This is a genomic window from Halomonas sp. HAL1, from assembly GCF_030544485.1.
Lineage (GTDB): Bacteria > Pseudomonadota > Gammaproteobacteria > Pseudomonadales > Halomonadaceae > Vreelandella > Vreelandella arctica.
The window spans coordinates 4,160,844-4,176,316 of the sequence record NZ_CP130610.1; the positions used below are offsets into that span (position 1 = coordinate 4,160,844).

14 protein-coding genes are annotated in these 15,473 nt (G+C 56.6%); 4 read left to right on the plus strand and 10 right to left on the minus strand.

Features of this window, described 5'->3' with window-relative positions; genetic code table 11:
• Positions 1 to 156 precede the first annotated feature (156 nt).
• Positions 157 to 2,361, plus strand: a complete 2,205-nt coding sequence (gene yccS, locus Q3Y66_RS19365; protein WP_008957120.1) for a YccS family putative transporter — start codon at positions 157 to 159, stop codon at positions 2,359 to 2,361.
• Here the strand turns inward: yccS and recG are convergent.
• Together recG and Q3Y66_RS19375 are read right to left on the minus strand one after the other, a co-directional pair.
• The gene (recG, locus tag Q3Y66_RS19370; RefSeq protein ID WP_008957119.1) at positions 2,358 to 4,436 is read right to left on the minus strand and encodes an ATP-dependent DNA helicase RecG; all 2,079 of its coding nucleotides are present in this window, start codon (positions 4,434 to 4,436) and stop codon (positions 2,358 to 2,360) included. The genes yccS and recG overlap by 4 nt on opposite strands.
• Positions 4,433 to 5,362, minus strand: a complete 930-nt coding sequence (locus Q3Y66_RS19375) for a hydrogen peroxide-inducible genes activator (protein ID WP_008957118.1) — start codon at positions 5,360 to 5,362, stop codon at positions 4,433 to 4,435. Before Q3Y66_RS19375 ends, recG begins: the two co-directional genes overlap by 4 nt.
• A gap of 250 nt (positions 5,363 to 5,612) precedes the next feature.
• Between Q3Y66_RS19375 and Q3Y66_RS19380 the strand changes: the two genes are divergently transcribed.
• Positions 5,613 to 6,494, plus strand: coding sequence for an SDR family oxidoreductase (locus Q3Y66_RS19380; RefSeq protein WP_008957117.1), 882 nt, complete (start codon positions 5,613 to 5,615; stop codon positions 6,492 to 6,494).
• A 9-nt stretch (positions 6,495 to 6,503) separates the two neighbouring features.
• Here Q3Y66_RS19380 and Q3Y66_RS19385 read toward each other — a convergent pair whose 3' ends face one another.
• The 4 genes from Q3Y66_RS19385 to gmk all read right to left on the minus strand — a co-directional run bounded on the left by Q3Y66_RS19385 (position 6,504) and on the right by gmk (position 10,174).
• On the minus strand, positions 6,504 to 6,893 hold the full coding sequence (locus tag Q3Y66_RS19385) for a RidA family protein (RefSeq protein ID WP_008957116.1): 390 nt from the start codon (positions 6,891 to 6,893) through the stop codon (positions 6,504 to 6,506).
• Positions 6,894 to 7,001: 108 nt separating this feature from the next.
• Entirely contained in the window at positions 7,002 to 9,134 is a 2,133-nt protein-coding gene (locus Q3Y66_RS19390) for a bifunctional (p)ppGpp synthetase/guanosine-3',5'-bis(diphosphate) 3'-pyrophosphohydrolase (RefSeq protein ID WP_008957115.1), read from the minus strand.
• A gap of 30 nt (positions 9,135 to 9,164) precedes the next feature.
• Positions 9,165 to 9,422 carry a DNA-directed RNA polymerase subunit omega gene (rpoZ, locus tag Q3Y66_RS19395; RefSeq protein WP_007112267.1) on the minus strand — a complete coding sequence of 86 codons (258 nt, stop codon included), beginning with the start codon at positions 9,420 to 9,422 and terminating at the stop codon, positions 9,165 to 9,167.
• A gap of 119 nt (positions 9,423 to 9,541) precedes the next feature.
• Positions 9,542 to 10,174, minus strand: coding sequence for a guanylate kinase (gene gmk / locus Q3Y66_RS19400; protein ID WP_008957114.1), 633 nt, complete (start codon positions 10,172 to 10,174; stop codon positions 9,542 to 9,544).
• Between the two features lie 149 nt (positions 10,175 to 10,323).
• Between gmk and Q3Y66_RS19405 the strand changes: the two genes are divergently transcribed.
• Positions 10,324 to 11,019: an extensin family protein gene (locus Q3Y66_RS19405; RefSeq protein WP_008957113.1), complete on the plus strand. Its 696-nt coding sequence runs from the start codon at positions 10,324 to 10,326 to the stop codon at positions 11,017 to 11,019.
• Positions 11,020 to 11,034: 15 nt separating this feature from the next.
• Here Q3Y66_RS19405 and Q3Y66_RS19410 read toward each other — a convergent pair whose 3' ends face one another.
• Positions 11,035 to 11,286, minus strand: coding sequence for a hypothetical protein (locus tag Q3Y66_RS19410; RefSeq protein WP_008957112.1), 252 nt, complete (start codon positions 11,284 to 11,286; stop codon positions 11,035 to 11,037).
• A 113-nt stretch (positions 11,287 to 11,399) separates the two neighbouring features.
• On the minus strand, positions 11,400 to 12,611 hold the full coding sequence (locus Q3Y66_RS19415) for an MFS transporter (RefSeq protein ID WP_008957111.1): 1,212 nt from the start codon (positions 12,609 to 12,611) through the stop codon (positions 11,400 to 11,402).
• A 184-nt stretch (positions 12,612 to 12,795) separates the two neighbouring features.
• On the opposite strand from Q3Y66_RS19415, the gene Q3Y66_RS19420 reads away from it, so the two are divergent.
• On the plus strand, positions 12,796 to 13,407 hold the full coding sequence (locus Q3Y66_RS19420) for a DNA-3-methyladenine glycosylase (RefSeq protein ID WP_035586460.1): 612 nt from the start codon (positions 12,796 to 12,798) through the stop codon (positions 13,405 to 13,407).
• Positions 13,408 to 13,410: 3 nt separating this feature from the next.
• Here Q3Y66_RS19420 and Q3Y66_RS19425 read toward each other — a convergent pair whose 3' ends face one another.
• Both Q3Y66_RS19425 and Q3Y66_RS19430 read right to left on the minus strand, forming a co-directional pair.
• A complete protein-coding gene (locus Q3Y66_RS19425; RefSeq protein WP_008957109.1) occupies positions 13,411 to 14,286 on the minus strand; it encodes a pirin family protein in 876 nt (291 codons plus the stop codon).
• Positions 14,287 to 14,399: 113 nt separating this feature from the next.
• Complete coding sequence (locus Q3Y66_RS19430; protein ID WP_008957108.1) at positions 14,400 to 15,443, minus strand: zinc-dependent alcohol dehydrogenase family protein; 1,044 nt, start codon at positions 15,441 to 15,443, stop codon at positions 14,400 to 14,402.
• Positions 15,444 to 15,473: the final 30 nt, after the last annotated feature.

The following is a 15,473-nucleotide window of genomic DNA, read 5'->3' on the forward strand; positions in this document are numbered from 1 at the left end:
TTTTTTTAGTGTCGCTCCGAGTATCGAAAGGTTACCGTTTCAATCATAGGGCTTTAGTGCGCTATTTTTTAGAACACTCAAACGTTGAGTGCTGAGTAGCGACATCTAACGCCTACGCATTTATACTAAAGTCTAACGCCCCTTATAAGAGCCTCTATGCCCATTTTTTTGCCGCTGCGGCGCCTTTGGGCGCTGGATAAATTCGCTTACAGCCTGCGCGTTTTTATAGCGTTCAGCGGGGCATTGCTATTTAGCGGTTTAATGGGCGATGTGGCGCTAGTTATTCCATTGTTTCTGGGCATTATCGCCTGCGCGCTGTCTGAAACTGACGACAGCTGGCAAGGCCGTTTTCAAGCCCTGCTGGTCACGCTGGTGTGTTTTACGTCGGCGTCTTTTATCGTGCAGTGGCTGTTTCCCTGGCCGTGGCTGTTTGTGGTTGGCCTGGGCGTTTCGACGTTTATCCTCATTATGCTCGGCGCCATTGGGCAGCGTTACGCCACCATTGCCTCCGGCACGCTAATCCTGTCGATTTACTCGATGATCAATATTGAGCAGCACGGCGGGGTAGATGAAGACGTGGCCGCACGCCAACTGCTGCTGTTGGCAGGGGCCGTCTGGTACGGATTAATTTCAATCGTGTGGTGCGCGCTATTTTCGCGCCAGCCGGTTAAGCAGAGTATGGCGCGGGTGTACAAAGCGCTGGGCGAGTTTTTAATTCTGAAATCGGCGCTGTTTGAGCCGGTACGCGGTGTAGACGTGGAAGCCCGCCGGGTAGCGCTAGCGCGCCAAAATGGCAAAGTCGTCGATGCCCTTAATCAAGCCAAAGAGATGATTTTTAGGCGGCTCGAAGGCCAGCGCGGTGACCGCAAGCTCAACCGCTACCTGCGTATTTACTTTATTGCCCAGGATATTCACGAAAGGGCTAGCTCCACCCACTACCCCTACAGCGCGCTCAGCAAGGCTTTTTTCCACCACGATGTGCTGTTTCGCTGCCAGCGGCTGCTGGATCAGCAGGGGCGTTCCTGCCGTCAACTGGCGAAATCGCTGCTGCTCAACCGGCCGTTTGACCATCAGCAGAGTGAAGAGGCGCTGGCCGATTTACACGCTTCCATAGAGAACTTACGCGACCGAGGTAAGCCCGAGTGGCGCCCGCTGCTTTATCCATTAAGTGCGCTAGCAGAGAACTTGGCCACGTTGGAAAACCAGCTCGCCAGTGCCCATAACCCGGGTGTCAGCGATGATCGTCGCGATAGCTCACTGTATGACCGCTCGCCCTCCAGCGTATTGGAAGCGTGGAAGCGGGTGCGCCTAAACTTTACTCTCGGCTCCCCCACTTTTCGCCATGCAGTGCGGCTCTCCATTGCCCTCACGACCGGCTATGGGCTGATGCAGTGGATCGACCCCGAGCAGGGCTTTTGGATTCTGCTGACCACGCTTTTTGTTTGCCGGCCCAACTTTGCCACCACACGACGTTTTTTGTCCCAACGGATAATGGGCACGGTACTTGGCTTGGTAGTGGGCTGGGCGTCGATCAGCCTCTTTCCGCACCCGCTGGTACAGAGCATGATCGCCGTGGCCGCTGGGGTGTCGTTCTTCGCCAACCGCGAAAAACACTACGTGGTCGCCACCGCCTCCATCACGCTACTGGTACTGTGCAGCTTTAACCAGGTGGGCGACGGCTATGACCTAATCTTACCCAGGTTATTCGATACCCTGATTGGCTCGCTAATCGCGGGCTTAGCGGTGTTTTTTATTTTGCCCGACTGGCAGGGGCGCAGGCTTTACCGCGAGGCCGCCAATGCGCTGAATAACCACCGCCGCTACCTGGAAGAGATTATCCATCAGTACGAGGAAGGTAAGCAGGATGACTTGGCCTATCGCCTAGCCCGGCGCAATGCTCATAACGCAGACGCGGCACTCTCCACGCTACTCACCAATATGCTCCACGAGCCAGGGCACTACCGTAAACTGGACGCAGACAATGGCCTGCGCTTTCTGGTGCTCTCCAACACTCTGCTTAGCCACCTTTCAGCACTAGGCGCCCACCGCCATCAGTTGGCAGATGATGAAGACGACGCCACTTTGGTACCGGTAGCAAAACGCATTGGAGAGCTGTTGGGCCAGATCGCAGAACAGCTGAATAAACGCCAGCCGATAGAGGCGCTAACGGATCAAACCGCCGAACTGTTAGCCCAATTAGAAGGGCAGAATACCGCTATTACGGATGAAAAAGCCGTCGCCCTTTATCGCCCTATTCAGAGCCAGCTCCGTCTTATTACAGAGCAGCTCGCCCCGCTAGGCGAGGCGGCAAATCGATTAGTGGGAAGCGAAGCGCCCACCGCCAGCAGTACAGCGGCTTAAACCTGCCCATAGCGCCCTGCGGCTTCGCCTAACCAACGGCGTACCAGCACGGCGGTAATCTCAGGATTGCCCTGTAGCGTTTGGGCCATGGTGCTCACTCGTTCCAGAAGGTCGGCATCGCGTTCCAGGTCGGCAATTTTCATCTGTGCCAAGCCGGTTTGGCGGGTGCCGAGTACTTCGCCGGGGCCGCGGATTTCCAGGTCTTTCTCGGCGATGCGGAAGCCGTCAGTAGTTTCGCGCATCACTGCCAAGCGCTGGCGGGAGCTTTTCGACAGCGGCGGATGATAGAGCAGCACACAGAAGCTTTCCGTGCTGCCGCGGCCTACCCGGCCGCGCAGCTGGTGAAGCTGCGAAAGCCCCAGACGCTCGGGGTTTTCGATAATCATCAGGCTGGCATTGGGCACATCCACTCCCACCTCAATAACCGTGGTAGCCACCAGCAGATCCAGCTCCCCCGCTTTGAAGGCAGTCATCACCTCGGCTTTCTCGCTTGATTTCATCCGTCCATGCACCAAGCCCACCGCCAACTCAGGCAGCGCCTCCGTTAGCTCATCACGGGTAACTTCGGCGGCCTGACACTGCAGCACGTCGGACTCATCAATCAGCGTGCACACCCAATAGGCCTGACGGCCTTCGCTACAGGCCAATCGAATACGCTCAACCACTTCGGGGCGACGCTCATCGGGCACCACCACGGTTTTCACCGGGGTACGGCCGGGAGGTAGCTCGTCGATCACCGAAACATCGAGATCTGCATAGGCACTCATGGCTAAGGTGCGGGGAATCGGTGTGGCGGTCATGATCAGCTGGTGTGGAGTAAGGCCGCCCGCTTCGCCTTTCTCGCGCAACGCCAGGCGCTGGTGCACGCCAAAGCGGTGCTGCTCGTCAATAATCGCCAGCCCCAAACACTCAAAGTGCACGTCGTCCTGAAACAGTGCATGAGTGCCCACCACCATACGCGCACGGCCATCGGCAATCGCCGCTTTGGCATCCAGCCGCGCCTTGCCTTTGAGCTTGCCCGCCAGCCACGCTACTTCGATGCCCAGCGGCTCAAACCAGGCTTGAAACGAGCGGTAGTGCTGTTCGGCGAGGATTTCAGTCGGCGCCATAATCGCCGCCTGACAATTGCCCGCCAGGGCGCTCAGCGCGGCCATGGCGGCGACCACGGTTTTACCCGAGCCGACATCGCCCTGAATCAGCCGTAGCATTGGCGCTGGGCGACTTAAATCGTGGCTGATCTCTTCCAGCACGCGGCGCTGAGCACCGGTCAGCGCAAACGGTAATTGGGCCAGAAAGCGCGCCTGTAGGCTGCGCCCGGAGGGCAGCGTCGGCGCGCCATCCGCCTGAATGCGCAGGCGCACCTCGCGTAGGCTTAATTGGTGAGCAAGCAGCTCTTCCAGCGCTAAACGCCGCGTGGCCGGGTGCTGGCCGCTGGTGAGTTGCTCGATGTTCACATCGGGCGGTGGCTGATGTAGCAGGTGCAGGCTGGCGTGCAAGCCCGGCAGTTGAAAGCGCTGAAGCAGCGTATCGGGAATGACATCGGGCAAGGCCTCGGGGGCACTGTCGAGAAGCCCAAGCGCCTGTTGAGCCAGAGCGCGCAGCCGCGGTTGGTTCAAGCCTTCCGTGGTGGGGTAAATGGGTGTGAAATACTCATCGACCGGCGTTTCACTGCCACCACTGAGGCGGTATTCGGGGTGATATATCTCTAAACCGGTTGCCCCGGCCCGCGCTTCACCAAAGGCGCGTACCGTCGCACCAGGGCGTAGCTGTTGCTGCTGGGCAGGCGAAAAGTGAAAAAAGCGCAGGCTCAGAATACCGCTGGCATCACGCAGGCGTACCAACAGGCTGCGGCGGCGACCTTTAACCACATCGCAGGCGGTCACTTCGCCTTCGATCACCGCCTCCTGCCCTGCCCGCAGCAGGCCAATCGGCGTCAGCCGCGTACGGTCCTGATAGCGCAGCGGCAGGTGAAACAGTAGATCGCTGACCCGCTCAATCCCCAGCCGGCCAAGCTTCAGCGCTAACGCTTCGCCCACGCCTTTCAGCGCGGTGATGGGCGCGGAGAGATCGCTCATGGGGTGCTTTTCACGGCCTGAGTAGGCTGCTGGCAGTGGCTGATCGCCTGAATCAACGCCTCAATGGCTTTAGGGCGTGGAAAGCTCGCTCGCCAGGCAATCGCCACGGTGCGCGACGGTGCTGGCGCCACAAACGGCCGACTGACCAGTAGGGCGTTTTCATACTGATTAGTGCCCAACGCCGACTGCGGTAGAACGGTAATCCCCAGCCGGGAAGCGACCATATGGCGAATGGTTTCCAGCGAGCCCCCTTCCGCAATCAGCGTGTTGTTAGGACTGTTGAGCTTTTGGGTAATCGCCGGGCAGGCTTCCAGAATCTGATCGCGGAAGCAGTGACCTTCACCGAGCAATAGCAGGCGCTCTTCGAGTAAATCCTCTTTATTGATCGCTTCGCGCGACACCCAAGGGTGATTGGCGGGCATCAATACCTCAAAGTCTTCCTCGTAGATGGCCTTTGTCACTACATCGGTTTCTGTAAACGGCAGTGCCACAATGATGACATCCAGCTCACCGCTTCTGAGTTTGGCGCGCAGCGTGCCAGTCATGCCTTCTTCAATATACAGCGGCATCTGCGGGGCCGCATTTGCCAGCGCAGGGACCAGATGAGGAAACAGGTAGGGCCCGATCGTATAAATCGCGCCAATGCGCAGCGGGTTGGCCAACTGGTCTTTGCCGCTACTGGCCAGCTCGAAAATCAGCGTGCTCTGTTCCAGCACACGCTGCGCCTGAGCAACGATCTTTTCACCCAGCGGGGTAACTTGTACGGTGGACTTAGAGCGCTCAAATAGCGGCGTTTCAAGCTCCTCCTCCAGCTTTTTCACCGCCACGGAGAGTGTGGGCTGTGAAACGTGGCAGCGTTCTGCCGCGCGTCCAAAATGGCGCTCCTGGGCGAGGGTTACGATGTAGCGAAGTTCTGTTAAAGTCATAGCGGTGCCAGTGGCATCCTCTCGTAGCAGCTTGTGACTAGGGTATGTACGAAAACAGTGTTTGTACGAAAATAGTGTTGTACGAAAATAGTGTTGTACGAAAAACCTAGCATCATAGCAGTCAGCGGGATGGTAAAGGACAAGCAAGCTCTGCCGACGGTTTTCTCACCCGACAATGACACAGTTCAATGTCAACGTTGGTAGAGACTTTGCATCTAATAGGGAATATTAATCAAGAGGAGTGAGCACGGTGAAGCTAACCGTACTGATTATCGGCTGTGGCGATATTGGGATCAACCTTGGGCGCGAGTTGCTTGAGGAAGGGCACCAAGTGATTGGGATGCGGCGCAACGTCGAGGCCTTAAAAGGCACCGGCATTAAACCGCTGAAGCTGGATTTAAACGACCTCGAAGATGCCGATGCCAAAATTCTTCCTCACGCCGACTATGTGGTTTATACCGTCAGCGCTGACCGTTTCGAAGAGAGTGCCTATCAAACCGCCTACCCAGAAGGGTTAAAGCGCGTTCTGAGTGTGATGGAGCAGCACAAAGCGCCGCCGCGTCGGGTATTCTTCGTCTCTTCGACCAGCGTACATGGCCAGCAGGAAGGCGAAGTCGTTAACGAAGAGAGCCCCGCCGATTCGACCAGCTTCTCTGGCACGCTAATGTGCGAAGCCGAGCAGGCACTCATCAACCATTCACTGCCCGGCACGGTCGTTCGCTTTTCCGGCATTTACGGCCCAGGACGCGATCGTCTCATTCATCAGGTAGCTGAAGGACGCGTGGCGGCGATCACCCCCGTGGTTTACTCCAACCGCATTCACCGTGACGACTGTACCGGCATTATCGCCCACCTGATTCGCTATCAGGAGAGCGGTGAAACGCTAGCCGATATCTACCTGGGCAGCGACTGCGAGCCGGTCACCATGCATAACGTGATGATATGGCTTGCCAAGCAGTTGAAAGTAGAAGCAACCGAGACCATGCAGTCCCCTTTGCGCCGCCGTACCAGCAAGCGTTGCGATAACCAGCGCATCTTGAACACTGGTTATCAGTTCCGCTTCCCCAGCTACCGCGAAGGTTATGCACAGGTGCTCAAAGAGGGCGGCTTCCTAGAGCTGAACAAGGTCTAACGGATTAGGTTAATCGCCAATCACCATCACCGCTTCCGCTTCCACCTGGCTGCTTTTGGGCAGCGCTTTCACGCCAACAGCGGCGCGGGCGGGGAAAGGCGCGGTGAAGAACTCTTCCATGACTTGGTTAACAATCGCAAAGTTATCCAAGTCGACCAGATACAGATTCAGCTTCACGATATCGCTCAACGAGCCCGCCGCTTCTTCACACACTGCTTGTAGATTGGTGAAGACCTGGCGTGCCTGAGCTTCAAAATCCTCAGACACAATCGCCATGGTCGCGGGATCGAGCGGGATTTGGCCAGAGAGATAAACCGTGTTACCCGCTTTAATAGCCTGGGAGTAAGGGCCAATAGCAGCGGGGGCTTTGCTGGTGTTGATAACAGCCTTATTGCTCATGCGATGTCTCGCTCCTTCAGTGGGTAATAAGTAGTTCGAATTAGGCCCTACCGACTCAGCCAATAGTGAACACTACCGATATACCATCAGCATGTCGTTATAGGCGTATTAGTTGGCGAGTCGGGTAATTTTGCTAACGTTGGGTAGATTTCGGATGCGTTTAATAATGCTTGCCAGATGCACACGTCCTTTTACCGACAGCGTCAAATTGACGGTGGATAGGCGGGCATCGCGCTCTTCAATGCCGATACGCTCGATATTGGCATCGGCGTCGGTGACCAGCCCGGCCAGTTCTGCGACCAGCCCTCGGCGGCTCTCAATTTCGATACGCAGTGCGACCGGGAAGTCCTCATCGATCGTATCCGACCATTCCAGCGCGAAGAGCTTATCGGGGTCGTTTTTATCCGCAACGTTTTTACATTCGGCGCGGTGAACGACCAAGCCTTTGCCGGTAGAAAGGTGGCCCACCACAGGGTCGCCCGGTAGCGGGTGGCAGCAGCGCGCAAAGTTAGTCACCATGCCTTCACTACCGCTGATCACCACGGCTTTGCTGCCTTCAATTCCCGCGGGATGCTCATAAGTATCATCACCGTGGGCGGCATCCACTAGGCGCCGTGCCACCACGTGAGTCATACGATTGCCTAGCCCCAGCGATTCCAATAGAGACTCTTCTGAAGAGACATCCAACTCTTTAAAGGCACGTTTAATGGCGCTTTCATCCAGCTCTTCCAGGCTGGTATCAAACGGCGCCAGGGCTTTATTGAGCAAGCGCCGACCCAGCATGACGGCTTCGGTCTGTTGCTGGTATTTCAGCGCATGGCGGATAGCCGAGCGCGCCTTGGCGGTGGTCACAAAGTTAAGCCAGGCAAGGTTCGGGCGCGCACCAGGGGCGGTAATAATTTCCAACGTCTGGCCGCTCTCTAAGCGTGTCGATAGCGGTGCCAAGTGACGGTCAATCCGGCAAGCAATACAGTTATTGCCAATATCTGTGTGTACGGTATAGGCGAAGTCGATCACGGTCGCGCCTTGCGGCAGCTCCATGATGTCGCCTTTGGGGGTAAACACGTAGATATCATCGGGGAACAGGTCGTTTTTAACGTGCTCGATAAACTCTAGCGAATCACCTGCGTGGCGCTGCATCTCCAGCAATCCTTTCACCCAGGCACGAGCACGAGCGTGGCTGCCTTCGGCAATCGGGTGCGACGTTTGCCCTGCCTTGTAAAGCCAGTGAGCGGCAATACCGTTATTGGCCATCGCTTCCATCTCACGGGTACGTATCTGTACCTCAATAGGCATACCGCGAGAACCAAACAAGGTGGTATGCAGGCTCTGGTAGCCGTTCGCTTTGGGAATCGCAATATAGTCTTTAAAGCGCCCCGGTACCGGCTTATAGAGGTTATGCACCACGCCTAAAATTCGGTAACAGCTGGCCACATCTTCGGTAATGATGCGAAATCCAAACACATCCATAATTTCGGCGAAGGGCTTACGCTGGTCGCGCATCTTCTTGTAGATCGACAGTAGATGTTTTTGCCGCCCAATCACTGTGCCGTTCAGGCCATCTTCATCCAGGCTTTTTTGCAGCGATGACTGGATTTCACGCATCGCGCTGCGCCGATGCCCACGCGCTTTAGCCACCGCACGCTTGATGCGCTCGGCGCGCATCGGGTGAATCGCTTGAAAAGAGAGATCCTCAAGCTCAACACGAATAGTGTTGATGCCCAGCCGCCCGGCAATGCGGGCATAAATTTCCAGTGTTTCACGGGCAATGCGGCGCTTTTTATCAGGGCGCAAGGCGCCCAGGGTGCGCATGTTATGCAGCCGGTCGGCCAGCTTAACGATGATGACGCGGATATCCCGCGACATCGCCAGCACCATCTTCTGGAAATTTTCCGCTTGGGCAACCGCTTTGTCTTCAAAGGTGATCTGGGTAAGTTTGGATACCCCATCGACCAGTTCTGCTACCGGTTTGCCAAACTGAGCCTCCAGGGCCTTTTTGGAAACGCCGGTATCTTCGATAACGTCATGCAGCATGGCGGCCATCAGGCTTTGATGGTCCATGTGCATATTGGCAAGAATATTCGCTACCGCCAGCGGGTGGGTAACGTAAGGCTCGCCGGAACGCCGCCGCTGGCCGTCGTGGGCCTGCTCAGCATAATAAAAGGCACGTTTGACCTGCTGGATTTCATCCGGGGGTAAATAGCCGCCGAGTCGATCGGCCAGGTCATCAATGGTGAACATCTACCGCGCCTCTATCGGTTCGTTGCAACGTTAGTCGTCGATATGAGTAGGCGCCATGGCTGGGCGCGGACGCACAGCGGCTTCAACTGGCTCGTCCAGTACCGTGTGATCAACCAGGCCTGCGGCAATTTCACGCAGCGCCATGACCGTGGGCTTGTCATTTTCCCATGGCAGCAGCGCATCGCGGGAGCCACGCGCCAGCTGGCGAGCGCGCTGGGTGGAAATCATCACCAGCTTGAAACGGTTTTCAACATTTTCAAGACAATCTTCAACGGTTACGCGAGCCATGGGAGCCTTCCTGTTATGACGGAACCGGGCCGACACCGTAGAGAACGGCGCCGACCCAGTGAAAAAAATGGTGCGACAAAAATAGTGCAACGCAATAGAAAGTAGTAGAACCTGATAGATTACTCGACCGTAGGCGCCTGTGACAAGAGCGCAGCTAACAGTGGCGCATGGCGCTCACACATTACCGGGCGGCTTAAACGTCGGCTGATGACTAATGATTGTAACTCTTGCAGCGCCGTGGTGAAGTCATCATTCACTACCAAGTAATCATATTCGTGGTAATGGGACATTTCGCTTATTGCATCGCGCATACGCCGGGCAATCACGGCATGCTCATCGGTGCCGCGGCTAGCCAGGCGCCGCTCTAACTCTTCGCGTGAAGGGGGAAGTATAAAAATCGACACCGCATCAGGCATTTGCTCACGCACTTGCTGGGCGCCCTGCCAGTCGATCTCCAGAATAACGTCCTGCCCAGCTGCCAGTAATACCTCGACCGCCTTCCGCGAAGTACCGTAGTAATTATCAAAGACGTTGGCATACTCAAAAAACTCGCCGCGCGCGATCATCGCTTCAAACTCAGCCACGTCGGTAAAATGATAGTTCACACCATTCACTTCACCCTCGCGCTTGGCACGTGTGGTATGCGAGACCGACACCTGAATCCCATCCAGGCTTTCAATTAGCTCGCGCACCAAGCTAGTCTTGCCAGCACCCGACGGAGCAGAAACGATAAAAAGCGTACCTTGGGACATGAAGCGCGTTCCCCTCAGTTGGCAAAATAAGTAGCGAAAATAAGTAGCAAAGAACAGTAAAGCGACTGCAGCAGAGCAGTAAGGCTGCGCAGTATCGCACACCCATCGCTGCGACTGTAGCGTTGGCAGCGACATACAGGGAGGTAAGCATGCGCAGTACGCTATTTATTTTAGGCCTGATTGCACTGGGTGTAGCCCTGCAAAAAGGCATTATTGAGATTCCCCGCCACTGGGCGCCCTGGGCTCCGCTACATATCGACGACCCCATCACGCCGGTCACTCAACTAAAGCTAAGCCGCTTGGCCGATGACCGTGCCGGCTGTTTAGCGGCGTTAGATACGGTGCCCGAAGGCAAGCTGCGCTACACGCCGCTGGCCGATTACACCCCCACAGCAAGCTGCCCGCTTTCCAATATCGTGCGCATGCAGTCAAGCGATGTCGCGTTTAACCGAAGCTTCGTGGCGTCCTGCCCCATGGCGCTGGCGTGGGTGATGTATGAACGCCACGCGTTACAGCCTGCCGCCGAGGAAATTATGGGCAGCCGGGTGAGTCAGGTTAACCATGTGGGTAGCTTTGCTTGTCGTAACGTTTATGGCCGTGAAACGGGCAGGCGCAGCGAACACGCCACCGCCGAAGCGCTGGATGTGGTGGGGTTTCAGTTTGAGAGTGGCCAGCACATTTCGCTGATCAACCACTGGGATGATGAAGGTGCAACGGGGGAGTTTTTACGCGCCGCACGAGACGGTGCCTGCGAAACCTTCGGCAACGTATTAGGGCCTGACTACAACGCCGCGCATGCCGATCACTTTCACATGGGCATGCGCGGATTTAGACTGTGTCGCTAAGAGATCAACCATTACTTATTCAAGGTTGATGTCATCTTCATCCGTGGCTGCACCGGTAGCGGCGCCAATACCACCGCCAATGACAGCCCCTTGCGTCATGCTACCGCCTGTAGCTGCCGCCGCACCAGCCCCCACGGCCGCGCCTACGCCAGCACCACTAGCAGCCCGCTCGCCGGTAGAGGTACCGCAGCCTGCCAAGCCGATAGTCAACGCTACCACTGCGCCTAGAGTCACTATGCGTGTCGTTTTAAATACCTGAGTATGCATACTCATCTCCTTATGGGTTGCTGCTTTTACACCTTAGAGAGGATTCGCCGTCTTTGCCATATTAATTATCACTGTTCGATAACTATGCAAAGTTTATGCATAATTAGCCAACGCTAGACACGCTGGGCCACGGCGCCATAGGTGCGTTGTTCCAGCCAGCGCCCACACGCAAAAATGACCAACCCGCAGAACGCTAATCCAGCACCGACTAAGCCGGTGCTTGACCAGCTAAAACCAGCGCTGATCGCCAACCCCGCCAGCCACGCACCTAAAGCATTAGCGCCATTAAAGGCCGCGTGGTTTAACGAGGCCGCCATGGTTTGGGCATCTTCAGCCACATCCATTAAGCGGGTTTGCAACGAAGGTGCCAGCGCCATGCTGGTACCCACCAGGCCAACAAACAGTAGTCCCGTCCAAACATTATTCGCCGCGAAGTAAAACAACCCCTGAACCACCCCACACCACAGCAGAATGATCGGGATCGCACGCATCAGGTTTTTATCTGCCATACGCCCGCCGATTAAATTACCGGCAATGGAGCCCAAGCCAAAAATGACCAGCACCAACGGCCCCAGCGCTTCACTCATGCCCGCCTGCTGGGTTAACGTCGGCATCACATAGCTAAAGATGGCAAACATACCGCCGCAGCCAATGCAGGCGAGAGCTAACGCGACTAATACACGCTGTTTTAATAATGCGGAGAGTTCACGCAGTGGGCTCGCAAACGTATCAACTGGCTGAATCGGCACATAAAGTCTGATCAACAGCGCCGTTAGCAGCGCAATGCCACCAACGCCTACAAACGCGATCTGCCAGCCAAACAGATTTCCTGTCCACGTGCCCAGCGGCGCCCCAATCAAAATCGCCACCGTTAAGCCCATCATCACCCGCGAGATAGCCCGCGCCCGCTGATCGACCGGCACCGCCCCCGCCGCCACCAGCGCTGCAATGCCAAAATAGGCCCCATGCGGTAGGCCTGCGAGAAAGCGCAGGCCGACGAATGACCAAAAACCCGGCGCCATGGCACTGGCGATATTGCCCACGGCAAATACCAGCATCAGTACAATCAACAGAAGCCGCCTGGGCGCCCGTGCAGCCAGCGCCGAAATCAGCGGCGCGCCGACCACCACACCCAGTGCGTAGCTACTGATTGCATAGCCCACCTGGGGCACGGTCACGGCTAAATCGCCCGCCACGCGGTTCATCAAGCCCATAATGACGAACTCGCTGGTGCCGATTCCAAAGCCACCCAGCGCCAACACAAATTCGGCCAAGCGCGGATTACGCGCCAGCCCTTGAGACGACGATGCTGTCGAGTCCTGCATGCTTATCTCCTTGGGATACCGCTTTGTTGGTATCTCGATTAGCGTTAAATGATCGCAGGATTAGACGAAAGTAGAAATACACAACCTTCAAAAAGTTAGCTCGCGAAGAAGATAAGCGCCGAGGTTTCCCCCTTCTACGCTCGCTTTGCTAGTGTGAGGCTTTTACTAGACGCGTGAGGCAATGATGACGCCCGAAACCATTGAACAAGCCATGCAAGCGTTAGCTCAGGCCGACCCAGATATTGCCCGCGCCTACCCATTGGTCGGGCCTCCTGGCCCACGCCAGCGCGACCAAGGCTTTGCGACGTTTTTCAGTACGATCATCAGCCAACAGCTATCCACCGAAGCAGCCCGCGCCATCATGGGCCGCGTCAATACACTGCTGCCCGAGCTGCACGCCAAGGCAGTGATGGACGTGGAGGGCCAAGCACTACGTGATGCGGGGCTCTCCTGGCGTAAGATCGAGTACGCCAAAGGGCTGGCTGAAGCGGAACTTGCAGGCACTTTTAGCGCCGATGGGCTTGAGCACCTGAGTGATGAGGAAGTGATTGCTGCGATTACCGAACTACGCGGTTTTGGCCGCTGGAGTGCCGAGATCTACCTGATGTTCTCGCTCAAACGCCCGGATGTCTTCCCCGCCGATGATCTTGCCCTGCGGGTAGCGCTTGGCCGCCTAAAAGGCATGGACGACAAGCCCACGCCCAAACAGGCGCGCCAGCTAGTCGAACACTGGGCGCCCTGGCGAAGCGTGGGTTCGCTGTTTCTATGGCACTACTATCGCGGCGAGCCGCTTTAAACCCTAAGCATCCAGGCCGCCAAATTTACCGTTCTGGTAATCGTCGACCGCCTGGACAATCTCTTCGCGGGTATTCATCACGAAGGGGCCGTGGGAGTAGACGGGCTCATCAATCACCTCGCCATGGCCAAACAGCAGTCGCGCATCGCTGCTGGCTTCGATAACAACGCTATCGCCATCGCGGTCTACTTCGATCAGATGGTGAGGCTGCACCGGCTCACCGCCCACCTCAACGTCCCCATCCACCACGTAGAGAAACACTTGCCGCCCAGGTGCTACGGGCAATTGTTCCTGACTACCTGAAGGCAGCCTTAGCGTCGACATAAACACCTCGGTCAGCGAGTCGATAGGGCCGACGCTGCCCTGCCACTCTCCGGCGATCAAGTTCAGCTCACCGCCACCCGGCAACGCGATAGCGGGGATGTCCACCTGTTGCAACCCCACATAACGCGGCTCTGACATTTTCAAGCGTGACGGCAGGTTGATCCATAGCTGCAGAATTTCCAGCGGTCCTCCCTCGCGCAAAAACTCGGGCGGCGAAATTTCCGCATGCACAATCCCACTGCCCGCGGTCATCCACTGCACACCGCCCGCATTGATCACGCTTTGATGCTTGGCGCTATCGGCATGGGCCAGCGAGCCTTCCAAAATAAAGGTGACCGTTTCAAACCCACGATGCGGGTGCGGGCCGAACGGCAGACCACGGTTATTGGCCGGATACGTCTGCGGGCCGTGATGGTTTAGAAACAGAAACGGATCGAGCTGTTCAAGCTGTGGCCCCGGCAGCGGCCGCCGAGTAACCAGATCACCAATATCGTCACGCTGGGCCGAATGCTGGGCGATAACGCGACGCGCTGACTGAGGTGTGTCTAATGGCATAAGTGACTCCTTATCAATATGAACCAGCGTAAAACCTCAACGCGCCGATGAGGAGCGAATAATTTGCCCCGTTTCATTGAAGGAAATTGTTATTAAACGTCTCAGCGTTTTCCTCAAAACTCGGTCACCACCGTTACACCAGCCGCCCCTTCGAACTTATCCATGTTCATCAGCGCATCAATCGACTGCTCAAGATTGATTCGTTTGCCGATTAGTTTTTCAGGCGCCAGCTTTCCCGACTCGATCATCGCCAGCATGGCGCCATAGCGATGCGCCTGCATGCCATGGCTACCCAGTATCTCAAGTTCATTGGCGATCACCTTGCTCATGGGAATAGCGGGCGTGCTGTTCTCGGCCAACATTAACCCGACCTGAATATGCTTACCACGTTTACGCAGGTTGCTGATGGAGTTAAAGCAGGTCGTCGGGTGCCCTAGCGCATCCAGAGACACGTGAGCGCCTCCCCGGGTTATTTCCGTAACCGCTTCGACCACATTGGGTACCTTAGCGGCATTCACGGTGGCAGTAGCGCCCAATTGGCGGGCAAGAGTAAGCGCCTCTTCCGAAATATCGACGGCGACAACGTTAGCGCCAATCGCATTGGCAATCATCACCGCCGATAGACCTACACCACCACAGCCGTGGACAGCCACCCACTGGCCTGCCGATGTTTGGCCCTGATCCACCACTGCCCGAAACGAAGTGACGAAACGGCAACCCAAGCTAGCCGCCGTTGCAAAGTCGAGCGTCTCTGGCAGCGCGACCAAATTAACGTCGGCGTAGTGAATAGCCACGTACTCGGCAAAGGAGCCCCAATGCGTGAAACCGGGCTGAAACTGGCTATCGCAAACCTGATGGTTGCCCGAGTGGCACTCAGGGCAAGTGCCGCAACCGCCAACGAAGGGCACCGTGACACGGTCACCAATACGCCACTTTTTGACGTCTTTACCGACGGCTTCGACCACACCGGAAAGCTCATGCCCCGGCACATGGGGAAGTTGAATATCGGTGTCATGCCCCACCCAGCCATGCCAGTCGCTGCGGCAAACGCCGGTCGCCATGACTTCCACCACAACACCGTGCGGCTCAGGGGTAGGATCAGGCAGTTGCTGGATCTGGGGTGGGGCGGAAAATTGCTCAAAAACAACGGCTTTCATTCAGGTCTCCTACACTTATCGCTTTTGTAC

Bases quoted from the DNA above. Each gene is read 5' to 3' on its own strand.
- yccS (WP_008957120.1), top strand. From the start codon at position 157: ATGCCCATTTTTTTGCCGCTGCGGCGCCTTTGGGCGCTGGATAAATTC.
- recG (WP_008957119.1), bottom strand. From the start codon at position 4,436: ATGAGCGATCTCTCCGCGCCCATCACCGCGCTGAAAGGCGTGGGCGAA.
- Q3Y66_RS19375 (WP_008957118.1), bottom strand. From the start codon at position 5,362: ATGACTTTAACAGAACTTCGCTACATCGTAACCCTCGCCCAGGAGCGC.
- Q3Y66_RS19385 (WP_008957116.1), bottom strand. From the start codon at position 6,893: ATGAGCAATAAGGCTGTTATCAACACCAGCAAAGCCCCCGCTGCTATT.
- Q3Y66_RS19390 (WP_008957115.1), bottom strand. From the start codon at position 9,134: ATGTTCACCATTGATGACCTGGCCGATCGACTCGGCGGCTATTTACCC.
- rpoZ (WP_007112267.1), bottom strand. From the start codon at position 9,422: ATGGCTCGCGTAACCGTTGAAGATTGTCTTGAAAATGTTGAAAACCGT.
- gmk (WP_008957114.1), bottom strand. From the start codon at position 10,174: ATGTCCCAAGGTACGCTTTTTATCGTTTCTGCTCCGTCGGGTGCTGGC.
- Q3Y66_RS19405 (WP_008957113.1), top strand. From the start codon at position 10,324: ATGCGCAGTACGCTATTTATTTTAGGCCTGATTGCACTGGGTGTAGCC.
- Q3Y66_RS19410 (WP_008957112.1), bottom strand. From the start codon at position 11,286: ATGCATACTCAGGTATTTAAAACGACACGCATAGTGACTCTAGGCGCA.
- Q3Y66_RS19415 (WP_008957111.1), bottom strand. From the start codon at position 12,611: ATGCAGGACTCGACAGCATCGTCGTCTCAAGGGCTGGCGCGTAATCCG.
- Q3Y66_RS19420 (WP_035586460.1), top strand. From the start codon at position 12,796: ATGACGCCCGAAACCATTGAACAAGCCATGCAAGCGTTAGCTCAGGCC.
- Q3Y66_RS19425 (WP_008957109.1), bottom strand. From the start codon at position 14,286: ATGCCATTAGACACACCTCAGTCAGCGCGTCGCGTTATCGCCCAGCAT.
- Q3Y66_RS19430 (WP_008957108.1), bottom strand. From the start codon at position 15,443: ATGAAAGCCGTTGTTTTTGAGCAATTTTCCGCCCCACCCCAGATCCAG.